Source organism: Limnoraphis robusta CS-951 (assembly GCF_000972705.2).
In genome coordinates this window covers 1-12862 of the sequence record NZ_LATL02000188.1, presented here as the reverse complement: position 1 = coordinate 12862, position 12862 = coordinate 1, and the positions used below count along the sequence as shown (strand labels likewise).

Below are 12862 nucleotides of genomic sequence, written 5' to 3'. Positions count from 1 at the left end.
ATCATTTTGCATGATTTTTCATAGCAGATTTTGGTGTGAACTTTATTCACAAATCTATTGTGAACGGAATTCACAAACCTGTCAAGTGTTTTCGTGAACTTTATTCACAACCGACTGATTTGCCATAGAATCTTGAAGGTGACTGCAAAAAATTCAAACTGAAAAAGATGGTCATTTCTAACCATTTGACTACAGGTGGAGATTCTTCTCGAAGGGGTTAGAATATTTCAGCGAAGTGTTCGGTAAGATAGGGGTTGCTGTACCCACAGAATACAACTCTCAGATCTTAGATGATGAACTCTGGATTATTTTTGACGGGTCTTGTAATTTATCCCCTGCGACGAATTAAACAATATGGCTGGGTTTCCCTGCTGTTGTGGTTGTTGATGGTTGCACCCGCCCAGGCGGCTGTGTTGTTGCGTGTTGCTGTCACTCAAGAAGCCGATCAGGTGAAAGTCGGGAGTTCAACCCAAGCCGTTGTCCGTAATGCCAATGGTCAAACTTTAGGACAAATTTCTCCCCAAGGGGGGTTAATTGCAAAACCCAACTCAGGAAACATTTCTTTGGGTCAATGGAAAGGAAGTCAACTCTGGATCGAACCCACCGGAAATGGTCATGTTTGGATCGCTGAAGGCTGGTATCGGGGACGGGTGTTATTAGTTCCGCGAAATGGCGGGATCACCGCAGTTAACTATGTCGATCTCGAACAATACCTTTACAGCGTGTTAGGGGCCGAAATGGATGGCGGTTGGCCACTCGAAGCCTTGAAAGCCCAAGCGGTAGCCGCCCGAACCTACGCCCTTTACCAGCGAGAACGCAGTAATGGGGTTTATGATTTAGGGGATGACCAAAGTTCTCAGGTTTATAAAGGGTTAGCAACCGAGTCGGGCGGCACTCAAGCCGCAGTCAGGGCGACAGCCGGACAAGTCTTAACCTATAACGGTCAAATGATTTTAGCAGCCTTTCATTCCTCCTCGGGGGGACATACGGAAAATGTGGAGGATGTTTGGGATGATGCCTTGCCTTATTTGCGGGGCGTACCGGACTATGACAAGGGTTCACCCGTGTTTGAATGGACGAAGACGTTTTCTCAAGCTGAACTGTCTGGGCGCCTTTCTGGAGTGGGTAAAATTGTCTCAATGACACCGGAACGCACAACGGCATTTGGAAGTATTTTGTCAATGAAAGTCGTCGGGGAGGGCGGGACTCGAACGATGACGGGAGAAGCGATCGCCGAAGCTTTAGGACTGAGAAGCACTCGGTTTCGGGTCAACCGCCAACCCAATTCTACAAATTTTACCGTAGTTGGCAGGGGTTTTGGGCATGGTGTAGGCTTGAGTCAATGGGGGGCTTATAATTTGGCAAGAGCCGGATACACCTATTATCAAATTCTCATGCACTATTACCGCAATACGAGTTTGGCAAAAGTTCGAGTCCAATAGTGAACAGATGTTCGGCCTGAGTCTTCTAAAATGGCTGATGTACTGACGTTGACGCTACTTGATCCACAGTATAAAACTCCTCAAAGGCAGTGGAAATTTGAGGATCAATCTGTGATTGAGATCGGACGGGCTTCAGACAATCAAGTTGTGATTGTTGATCCGTTGGTGTCTCGTTATCATTTGCAACTTCGCAAACTGAGTGATGATCCGATCAAATGGATGTTAGTCAATAAAGGAACAAATGGCACCTTTGTCAATGGGGTTTTAACCTCTCAAGCTGTGATCACGGAGGGGACTTTTATTGAGTTAGCCAAGGGCGGGCCTCTGCTACAACTAAATTGGCAAGTTATTCGTCCGGTTTCTATCGCCAATTCTTCCGGCTGTACTCATGCGGGAAATCCACCGAACAATTTATTTTGTATTCACTGTGGTCAACCGACTCATGTTGAGCGAATCATCCGCAATTACCAAGTTCTGCGGACTTTAGGACAGGGCGGAATGGGAACGACGGCGATCGCTTGGAATCCGAAATTGGGCTTGACAGGTTCTAGTAATACCCAAATTCCAACTTTGGTTGTTCTCAAGGAAATGAACGCAGATATGGCACAAATAGCCAAAGCCCAAGAACTGTTTGAACGAGAAGCCCGAACCCTGAAAGCGTTAAATCATGGGGGAGTTCCTCGGTTTTACGATTTTTTTGTGGAAGGGGGGAAGAAATATTTGGCGATGGAAATGATTCATGGTCAAGATTTAGAGAAGATCGTACAGCAGCGCGGGCCTGTTACACCCCAACAGGCGATCCATTGGATGATGCAAACCTGTGAGGTGTTAAGCTATCTTCATGTTCAAGATCCGCCGATCATTCACCGAGATATTAAACCCGCGAATTTGCTTTTGCGAAGTCGAGATCAGCGCATCGTTGTACTTGATTTTGGGGCGGTTAAAGAGATTGGAACTCCTCCCGGAACCCGCATCGGTGCGGAGGGATATAGCGCCCCAGAACAGGACCGAGGACAGCCTCTGACGCTTTCTGATCTCTATGCAGTGGGTTCAACCCTGATTTTTTTGTTAACCGCCGAAAGTCCCCTAAATTTTTATGGCAAACGAGGCAGTAGCTATGGCTTTAATTTGGAAAGCGTTCCCACCATTACCCCTCAACTGCGGATGGTGATTGAAAAAGTCACCGAACATCGACCTCGCGATCGCTATCCTAATGCTCAACACCTCTGTGATGCCCTGCAAGCTTGCCTGAATGGATGAATCAGTCTCAATGCTCGTGATCATTGACGATTTCAAAAGACTTAACGACATCCCAACACCCTGTTAACAATTGGCGATTGATTGATGTTGAGATGCTTTAGATTTAGTCTTCGTCCCAACCTTCTACGGCTAGGAGTTCGCTAATCGGATCTTGCATGGAAAAACCAAACTCTAAAAGTTCTCGTTTCCAATACTCCCACTCTGCGCCATAGAGAAATGCAATCTTCCAAAGGCTATCTGTGGGCTTAATTAGATCAGACTTAACGAGGGAATGCACCTGACGTTGTAGTTTCTCCATCTGGTGTATAACCTGTTGGCTCATAATACCTCTTTAGTTGTTTAAATCTTAGGTTTTTTGTTGTTCTTCCCGATGCTTAAGTGTGAGTGGTTGAGAGTTTACCTACGCATAAATCGTGGATTTTTGGGGGAAGGTGGCTACTAATTTCATACCTTAACATACTTCATTTCAAATTGTGTTATTTTCGGCACAAAAATTAAATTTCCTTAAATTTCTCCGCAACAATTCCATCTCAGCATAGAATTCCTCTGTGATCATTTCAACACTTGAGGTCAGGGATTAGATGAAGTTATCAAACTCTATCTTTGACTTCAGGATTTTCACAGACTCAACCCCCATTTAGGGGATTCAGCTTCTGGTTTCATCCGCCAATGCCAGCCTGTGGTCTCAGGCAGATTTATACGGATGCTATGTTAGCTTGCCCTTTGGATCGGTGCTTTCAGGTTCGGAAGGCTGGTTCCGAAAACATCAGCATCGAATTTTTGCTGTTGGCAGAGCCGTATCTTTCTAGAAATTCTGAGACTTCTAGCATCCAAAACGGGCGATACTTTACAGAGTTCTCTGCCTCGCTCTCATCCCAATCCCCTCTAGATTCGGGGGGATTCTTGCTCGGTTTTTAATAGTTACTCACCCATTGGGCTTTCTTCAAAATCCAACTCAAGACTGTCTCTTGAGTAACCAGAATATCAGCCGTTCCCTTCATTCCTGAATAGATCCTGTATCGATGATCGCCTTTCACCAAATCAGCTCCTTCGGGTTGAATGAGAACTTCGTAATACGCTTTGGACGTTTGACGAGCAGAGGCTTGAGGGGTAGTGCCGTTGAGGGAGATTCGTTTTACCCTTCCTTTTAGAATACCATATTCTCGAAAAGGATAAACAGCAATTTGCAAATTAACCTGTTGATTAATTTCGATGCGGGAAATATCCTGCTCCGCTACCCAAGCTGTAAACACTAGAGGAACTCGAGTCGGAACCATCTGAGCAATAATTGCATCTGACTCCACAATTTGACCAGGGTTAGGGAGATCAAGTTGAATAATCGTCCCTGCTATCGNATTTCGATGCGGGAAATATCCTGCTCCGCTACCCAAGCTGTAAACACTAGAGGAACTCGAGTCGGAACCATCTGAGCAATAATTGCATCTGACTCCACAATTTGACCAGGGTTAGGGAGATCAAGTTGAATAATCGTCCCTGCTATCGGGGCGCGGATCGCCTCATGTCCGATTAGACTTGTCACCTGTTCTAGCTGTCTTTGAGACTGAACAAACTGTTTTTCGATCTCCCATCGTTGTTTGAGAAGTGTTCGTCGTTCTTGAGCGAAGCCTTGAGCGACTTCTGGAGATGATTTGGTTAACTCAATCACCGCCGACTCTACCGACACATCATCCAGCTTTTGACGCGAGGCGCGAGAAACTTTAGATTTTAACGTCGTCAAAATTTGTTCATCGAGGTTGCTCACATATTGTTCGACTTGATTGAGTTCTCGTTGAAATTGAGAGACTCGATCTTGGAGATTCAGCTTTTGCTTTAACAGCAGAGACTGATCCACATAAGCAATCACTTCTCCCTGTTCTATCGGTTGATTTTCCTGCGCCACAATGCGCTCTACAATTCCGCTCGTGGCTGATCGAACCAGTTCAATATCCCCTCCCGGTTGGGCGATGACAGGCACTCTAACAGTGGGAGTATAGCGAATAATACCTGCCAACACAACTACAACACCAAAAGTTCCTAATAGTATTATCCCTCCCCAATGAGTCCAGGGACTAATCGGAGGTAAGAAGTCATCACTATCAAAGGGTTGAAGTTCCATCGGGTGTTAGTTGGAAGCCATAGTGCGGGGGTTTTATCCAATCCCTAAGATTGAGGTTGCCCATCTGTGAACTTTTGTTCAAAATTCATCTTTTCTCTGGCAGGAGACCCCCGTTATAATCTTCGATTTAACGGGAGAGGAATGCCAGTCCTTTATGTAGGTTTACAACTAGGTGACTTGAATAGCGAAGTAAACAAGTATTTTTGTCGCTTACTCCTTGTTTTAGTCTCTTTTTCTTCGGAAAAAACTGATACAAATCGTTGGCACTGATATAACCCTTGAGGGTAGAACGCTTAGTTTTGTATTCAACGTAGTCCCCGTTTTTGAAAGAATGCGTTCCATCAAACCCACCATAAGTATCACGGACTCCACCTTTTTGAACAGTTAAGTCGTGCATTTTACGGGGTCTTGAAGGAAGACGTTCTNGCACTGATATAACCCTTGAGGGTAGAACGCTTAGTTTTGTATTCAACGTAGTCCCCGTTTTTGAAAGAATGCGTTCCATCAAACCCACCATAAGTATCACGGACTCCACCTTTTTGAACAGTTAAGTCGTGCATTTTACGGGGTCTTGAAGGAAGACGTTCTACGATGCCAAAGGTAAAAGGCGTCACCTGAATTACCCCCTTCCATTGGTATCCGGTCTGAAAACCAGTCGTATTAGGTGTGTATCGGATGAAGTGTCTAGATGCTAGAGCTATGGCATCCGATACATGAGCATTGGGGGTCTGTTCGGCTTTGTTTTTTGACTTAGGAAGTTTCAACCACTCCCTTGTCCCTGATGTCTCCCATCCCTTCACTAATGCAACTGGAAAATATTTTCCTAGTTCTTTAATTAGGAATGTTTGACCTTGTGCTGCGACTGTAAAGCCCGGACTATCAGACTTATTAAGTCGTTCTATGTATGCGTGGGCAATGGGATACAATTGCCGCAATTCGTCTACAACTCTCAGTTCCAGTTGCTTGTTAGCTCGAATACTGGGAGGTAATTTAGATTGCCGACGATTATCAAACCGCTTTTGTCTGTGGTTGCGTTTTTTGAATAGCAGGCTTCTTTTAATCCGTCGCCCACGTCGAGTTCTTCGTAAAACTCTCCTTTCCTCTAGACGTTTTTGAACCCGCTTTTTGGGTAAGTTCAAGTTTAATCCAATCAATGTGTCTCGTTTGGACTGAACGGCTACACCTGTGAAACACGAACCTGGGTCAATACCAAGACTAATATCTTGGGTTTCTCTCCCTGTCGGTTCTTCTAGTAACTGAACGCAGAATACCTGTAAGTCGTTCTGTACTACTTTTGCCTTGCCATCTCTAACCCAACGCCTTGCCCTAGATGCTTTGGTAGGCATCACTGGTGAGCCATCGGGATTGAGAACGGGTACACGTTTGTTAAACATTGGAGATAATCCAGTTAACTGTACTTGTTGGATTCCCAACTACACCTCGCCCATTCTTTGCCGCGATTCCCAACAACTNTTGTTAAACATTGGAGATAATCCAGTTAACTGTACTTGTTGGATTCCCAACTACACCTCGCCCATTCTTTGCCGCGATTCCCAACAACTGGTTGGGTCAAACAGGGAGTCCTTGCGCTCTGTGGTACAAGGAAGTGTGTAACGTCAAAGAACTCGGTGGGCTATTCAGCTTGCTTACCGCTTGGAGTCCAGTGTTTCTCCGCAAGCTCCCGTTATAATCTTCGATTTAACGGGAGAAGCTGACTATTCTGACAAATCTTAACGCGAATTTGAGCAATCCTACTAGAAATCTCGGAATTTACCTGTTAACATAGTCGCAACTTCTCAGACCTGCGTCAATCTGGGGATCAACCTCCGGGGGTTTGCAGTCTGAGTCGAGTTCAATAAAAGCACAGTCTATCCGTTGTTTCGAGGACATTGATTATGGCTGAAAACAAAACTAAACAACTGTTTACTGACCTCTCTAAAGAAGAATCTTCCAGCATCAATGGCGGTAATCGCTATTGTTACTACGATTCCTACCAGCCATCAAGCTACTATTACAAAAAAGCCTCCTACGACTATCACTACGCCTCCGCTTACCATAGCGGATCTGCCCGTTATTGCTACTAATTTCCTGTGAGATGCTGTATACTGTAGCACTCTAGTTTTGATACTTAGTCCTGCCAATACACCCGTCCAGTTGCGGGTGTTTTTTACGTGATATCAGTATTAAAATGAAATATCCCGTTGTCTTACAACACAGTGAAGAAGATTGCGGTGCCGCTTGTCTGGCTTCTGTCGCCCAATATTATGGACGCACATTCACCCTTCCCCATTTACGAGAAGCATCCGGCACAAACCAACAAGGAACCACTCTACTGGGACTCCAACAAGGTGCCGTTGCCGTTGGGTTTAACGCTCGACCTGTCCGCGCTGCTGCTAATATTTTAGACGAAATTGATCAAGTTCCTCTGCCATTAATTATACATTGGAAAGGCTATCATTGGGTTGTTTTGTACGGCTACCAACGCCAAAAATATATTATTGCTGATCCGGCTGTGGGAATTCTTCAGCTTTCCAAAGAAGAATTAACCGCAGGATGGAATGACTGGGTTTGTTTATTAATTGAACCGGATCAAGAACGATTTTTTCTCCAAACTAGCGATCAAGTCACCCATTTATGGCGCTGGATAAAACGCAGTTGGATTTATCGTCAAATTTTAACAGAAGTTTTGGCGATTAATATTGTTCTCGGTTTACTCTCTCTCGGTTCTCCTTTTTTAATTCAAATTATTACCGATGAAGTTTTGGTGAGGGAAGATCTGCAACTTCTACAATCTATTATAATTGCCGTCGTGATGATCAACCTATTTAGTAGCGCTTTGGGCTTAGTACAATCTAACCTGATTGTTCACTTTGCTAAACGTTTAGAACTGGGGTTGGTGATGGAATTTGGGCGAAAAATGTTGCATCTTCCCCTCAGTTACTACGAAACCCATCGTGGCGGTGATATTGTTAGTCGTCTCAAAGATATTCAAGAACTCAATCAATTTATCTCCCAATTTATTGTCAGTTTACCCAGTCAGCTTTTAGTGGCAATTATTTCTCTAATGGTCATGCTAATTTATAGCGTCCCTCTGACAATTCTAGCGATGATCATCGGAGGATTAATGGTTTTATCGACTCTCGTGTTACTGCCAACGCTTCGACAAAAAACTCGCAATTTATTTGCAGTAGAAGCCGAAACTCAAGGCGTTTTAGTCGAAACCTTTAAAGGATCTCTCACCCTCAAAACCACAAACAGCACGGCGCAATTTTGGGAAGAGTTACAAACTCGTTTCGGACGACAAGCTAACCTCGCCTTTCGCACCACTCAAATCGGCATTCTCAATGAGATGTTTTCCGGGTTCGTCAGTGGAGTCGGTGGTGTCGCTTTGCTGGGGTTTGGAAGTCGTATTGTGATGACAAATACCCTCAGTATTGGTCAACTTTTAGCCTTTTTAACCTTGCAACGCAACGTCACTCTTTTTGTCAACTCTATCGTTCGGTTTACCGATGATCTGACTCGGGTGCAAACGGTTACACAACGGTTAGCGGATGTGATTGATGCCCCTTCCGAAAGCCTGGAAACCGACAAAAAACCCTCTGCTTATATTCCCCCAAATGCGGACATTACTTGTCATAATATCACCTTTCATTACGGCGGACAAGTCAATTTACTCGATAAATTTTCAGTCGTCTTTCCCGGCGGTAAAACCATTGCTTTAATAGGACGTTCAGGTTGCGGAAAAAGTACCCTAGCCAAACTGATTGCAGGTTTATATCCCCTACAATCGGGTAATATTAGATTAGGCATCTACAATCAACAAGATTTATCCCTCGACTGTCTGCGTCAACAAGTGGTTTTAGTTCCTCAAGATGCTCATTTTTGGAGTCGTTCGATTATCGAAAATTTCCAGTTAGGACACCCCGGAATTCCTTTTGAAGCCATTGTACAAGCCTGTCAAATTGCGGGTGCTGATGAATTTATTAGTCAACTTCCCGAAAAATATCAAACCGTTTTAGGCGAATTTGGGGCGAGTATTTCCGGCGGACAACGCCAAAGATTAGCCATAGCGAGGGCTATTGTAACAAATCCTTCTATCTTAATTTTAGACGAATCAACCGCTAGTTTAGACCCTCTGAGTGAAAGCGAAATTCTCTATCGACTCCTGCAACAACGACAAGGAAAAACAACCATTTTAATTAGCCATAGACCCCGAGTTATTAATCAAGCAGACTGGATTATTCTATTAGATGAAGGTCAACTCAAACTTCAGGGAGAATTATCAAAATTACAATCCTTACCCGGTGAACATCTGCCTTTTTTAACCCCTTAAAAGATGACCTCTCCCTAACCCCTTTCTCACCCCCCTTTCTAAGGGGGGCAGGGGGGATTGGCGAGGGGAGTAATAGAATAAAGGTGATAAAAACAACGCTCGAGACGCTCGACACAAAGAGGTAATTTTAGTGTTTTTTAGGTGAGTTGAAGTTATAAAAACCACAAAGGCACAAAGACACAAAGAGGTCATTTTAGTGTTTTTTTAGGTGAGTTGAAGCCATAAAAACCACAAAGACACAAAGAGGTCATTTTAGTGTTTTTTTAGGTGAGTTGAAGTTATAAAAACCACAAAGACACCAAGACACAAAGAGGTAATTTTAGTGTTTTTTTAGGTGAGTTTTCCCCTGAATAATTATTCCCCCTCGCCTTCATTGAGAGGGGGTTAGGGGGAGAGGTCAAACCCAAAACTGCATAACTCAACACCCCTCAGACATAAGTGATAATGAACTTGGCGTGACTATCTACCCGATGAAGCGAACACCCCTCAAACCCTTTCTTTGGCTAACTGTTGTTATTGGATGTTCTGGACTATTAACGGCAATACCTCCTGTTATCGGACAGACAAATTCTGCTGTCGTTCAACAGTCTGATGAACTCGAAGAAGCAAAACGACTCGAACAACAGGTTATTCAACTCTATCAACAAGGCAAATATAACGAAGCAATACCCATAGCAGAAAGGGTTCTAGAAATACAAGAGAGAATTTTAGGAGAAAATAACCCCGATGTCGCCACCAGCCTCAACAACTTGGCAGAACTTTACCGTTCCCAAGGACGCTACGATGAAGCTGAACCCCTCTACCAACGTTCCTTAGCTTTACTTGAGAAAGCCTTGGGAGAAAACCATCCCAATGTTGCTACCAGCCTCAACAACTTGGCAGGACTCTACTCCTCCCAAGGACGCTACGATGAAGCTGAACCCCTCTACCAACGTTCCTTAGCTATCCGTGAGAAAGCTTTGGGAGAAAACCATCCCGATGTCGCCACCAGCCTCAACAACTTGGCATATCTCTACCGTTCTCAAGGACGCTACGATAAAGCCGAACCCCTTTATCAACGTTCCTTAGCTATCTATGAAAAAGCGCTATCGACNGCATATCTCTACCGTTCTCAAGGACGCTACGATAAAGCCGAACCCCTTTATCAACGTTCCTTAGCTATCTATGAAAAAGCGCTATCGACAGAACATCCCCTTGTCGCTACCAGCCTCAACAACTTGGCATTACTCTACGAGTCCCAAGGACGCTACAATGAAGCCGAACCCCTCTACCAACGTTCCTTAGCTATCGACGAAAAAGCCTTGGGAACTGAACATCCCTCTGTTGCTACCAGCCTCAACAACTTGGCATCACTCTACCAGTCTCAAGGACGCTACGCTGAAGCGGAACCTCTTTACAAACGTTCTTTATCTATCTGGGAGAAAGCCTTGGGAAGCGAACATCCCTCTGTTGCACTTAGCCTCAACAACTTGGCAGATCTCTACCGTTCCCAAGGACTCTACAACCAAGCAGAACCCCTCTACCAACGTTCTTTAGCTATCCGTGAGAAAGTCTTGGGAACTGAACATCCCGATGTCGCCACCAGCCTCAACAACTTGGCAGAACTTTACCGTTCCCAAGGACGCTACACAGAAGCAGAACCCCTCTTGCAAGGTTCCTTAGCTATACTTGAGAAAGCCTTGAAAGAAAACCATCCCAATGTTGCTACCAGCCTCAACAACTTGGCAGAACTTTACCATTCCCAAGGACGCTACGCAGAAGCAGAACCTCTTTATCAACGTTCCTTAGCTATCTATGAAAAAGCGCTATCGACAGAACATCCCCTTGTCGCCACCAGCCTCAACAACTTGGCAGGACTCTACCGTTCTCAAGGACGCTACGCTGAAGCCGAACCCCTTTATCAACGTTCCTTAGCTATCCGTGAGAAAGTCTTAGGACTAGAACATCCCGATGTCGCCAATAGCCTCAACAACTTGGCATCACTCTACGAGTCTCAAGGACGCTACGACCAAGCCGAACCCCTCTACCAACGTTCCTTAGCTATACTTGAGAAAGCCTTGGGAATTGAACACCCCAATGTTGCTACCAGCCTCAACAACTTGGCATCACTCTACGAGTCTCAAGGACGCTACAACCAAGCCGAACCCCTCTACCAACGTTCCTTAGCTATCCGTGAGAAAGCCTTGGGAAAAGAACATCCCGATGTCGCCAATAGCCTCAACAACTTGGCATCACTCTACCGTTCTCAAGGACGTTACAATGATGCCGAACCCCTCTACCAACGTTCCTTAGCTATCTATGAAAAAGCGCTATCGACTGAACATCCCCTTGTCGCTACCAGCCTCAATAACTTGGCATTACTCTACGANCAACGTTCCTTAGCTATCTATGAAAAAGCGCTATCGACTGAACATCCCCTTGTCGCTACCAGCCTCAATAACTTGGCATTACTCTACGACTCCCAAGGACGCTACAATGATGCTGAACCTCTTTACAAACGTTCTTTATCTATCCGTGAGAAAGCTTTGGGAGAAAACCATCCCGATGTCGCACTCAGCCTCAACAACTTGGCATCACTCTACGAGTCTCAAGGACGCTTCAATGAAGCTGAACCCCTCTACCAACGTTCTTTAGCTATACTTGAGAAAGCGCTATCGACAGAACATCCCGATGTCGCTACCAGCCTCAACAACTTGGCAGGACTCTACTCCTCCCAAGGACGCTACAATGAAGCTGAACCTCTTTATCAACGTTCTTTAGCTATCCGTGAAAAAGTCTTGGGAGAAAACCATCCCGATGTCGCACTCAGCCTCAATAACTTGGCATCATTTTATTTATCTCAAGGNCTCCCAAGGACGCTACAATGAAGCTGAACCTCTTTATCAACGTTCTTTAGCTATCCGTGAAAAAGTCTTGGGAGAAAACCATCCCGATGTCGCACTCAGCCTCAATAACTTGGCATCATTTTATTTATCTCAAGGCGATACAACCCAAGCCATTAACTTCTTGAGTCGAGGACTAGATGTAGAAGAACAAAACCTGAATGTTCTCCTCGCAACGGGTTCGGAACGTCAGAAACAAGACTCGATGAAAACAGTTTATAACGCAACGAATTTTGCTGTTTATCTGCATATTAAAGATGTACCAAATAACTTAGAAGCCTCTCGTTTAGCTTTAACAACTATTCTCCGTCGCAAAGGTCGTATTCTAGATGTAATGACCAATGACTTACAACTGTTACGAGAAAATATTACTCCAGAAAATCAACAACTCTTAGATGAATTAGCAACGGTTAGAACTCAACTCGCGACTTTGATTTATAATAAGCCTGAAAATATCCCCGATGAACAATACCGTCAACAGGTTGCCAATTTAAGAGAGAAATCAGAACAACTCGAAGCTGAACTTTCTCGTCGTAGTGCAGAATTTAGAACCTTTTCTCAAGCTGTTACCATTGAAGCGGTACAACAGTTAATTCCCGAAGATGCAGCGTTAGTTGAATTTGTATTCTATCAACCGTTTGATGCTAAAGCTACGCCCGGAAATAGACAGGGAAAACCTCATTATGCGGCTTATATTCTTAAATCTTCTGGTGAACCGCAATGGGTTGATTTAGGTGAAGCTGAACCCATTCACAGAGCGGCTTTCTTTCGCTTCAATTTAGACCTGAAAGATTCAAAAGATACTGGAAATTCGGATAAGGTTAAACAA

At 44.5% G+C, this 12862-nt stretch carries 8 protein-coding genes and 3 pseudogenes; 8 read left to right on the top strand and 3 right to left on the bottom strand.

What is annotated here, in order from left to right; translation table 11 throughout:
• Positions 1 to 293: 293 nt before the first annotated feature.
• Positions 294 to 1442 carry a SpoIID/LytB domain-containing protein gene (locus WN50_RS16320; RefSeq protein WP_046278272.1) on the top strand — a complete coding sequence of 383 codons (1149 nt, stop codon included), beginning with the start codon at positions 294 to 296 and terminating at the stop codon, positions 1440 to 1442.
• A gap of 30 nt (positions 1443 to 1472) precedes the next feature.
• Positions 1473 to 2702: a protein kinase domain-containing protein gene (locus WN50_RS16315; protein WP_046278271.1), complete on the top strand. Its 1230-nt coding sequence runs from the start codon at positions 1473 to 1475 to the stop codon at positions 2700 to 2702.
• A 103-nt stretch (positions 2703 to 2805) separates the two neighbouring features.
• Here WN50_RS16315 and WN50_RS16310 read toward each other — a convergent pair whose 3' ends face one another.
• From WN50_RS16310 to WN50_RS37600, 3 genes are all read right to left on the bottom strand, one after another.
• Positions 2806 to 3024, bottom strand: coding sequence for a DUF4327 family protein (locus WN50_RS16310; RefSeq protein WP_046278270.1), 219 nt, complete (start codon positions 3022 to 3024; stop codon positions 2806 to 2808).
• 592 nt (positions 3025 to 3616) lie between these two features.
• Positions 3617 to 3979, bottom strand: coding sequence for a beta-barrel domain-containing protein (locus WN50_RS37610; protein ID WP_483425971.1), 363 nt, complete (start codon positions 3977 to 3979; stop codon positions 3617 to 3619).
• A 1265-nt stretch (positions 3980 to 5244) separates the two neighbouring features.
• Positions 5245 to 6212, bottom strand: a 968-nt coding sequence (locus WN50_RS37600) for an RRXRR domain-containing protein (RefSeq protein ID WP_049559828.1), incomplete at its 3' end; no start/stop codon positions are given.
• A 501-nt stretch (positions 6213 to 6713) separates the two neighbouring features.
• Here WN50_RS37600 and WN50_RS34100 point away from each other — a divergent pair.
• The 6 genes and pseudogenes from WN50_RS34100 to WN50_RS33425 form a co-directional block, all read left to right on the top strand.
• Entirely contained in the window at positions 6714 to 6902 is a 189-nt protein-coding gene (locus tag WN50_RS34100; protein ID WP_152964755.1) for a hypothetical protein, read from the top strand.
• A gap of 104 nt (positions 6903 to 7006) precedes the next feature.
• On the top strand, positions 7007 to 9151 hold the full coding sequence (locus tag WN50_RS16285; RefSeq protein WP_046278268.1) for a peptidase domain-containing ABC transporter: 2145 nt from the start codon (positions 7007 to 7009) through the stop codon (positions 9149 to 9151).
• Positions 9152 to 9621: 470 nt separating this feature from the next.
• Positions 9622 to 10244: pseudogene (locus WN50_RS36285) on the top strand (tetratricopeptide repeat protein); the annotation flags it as partial.
• A 1-nt stretch (position 10245) separates the two neighbouring features.
• Positions 10246 to 11519, top strand: a pseudogene (locus WN50_RS33430) (tetratricopeptide repeat protein); the annotation flags it as partial.
• Between the two features lies 1 nt (position 11520).
• Positions 11521 to 11996: pseudogene (locus WN50_RS36280) on the top strand (tetratricopeptide repeat protein); the annotation flags it as partial.
• Position 11997: 1 nt separating this feature from the next.
• Positions 11998 to 12862 (top strand): tetratricopeptide repeat protein (locus WN50_RS33425; protein ID WP_235440986.1); only part of this gene is annotated, 865 nt, incomplete at both ends.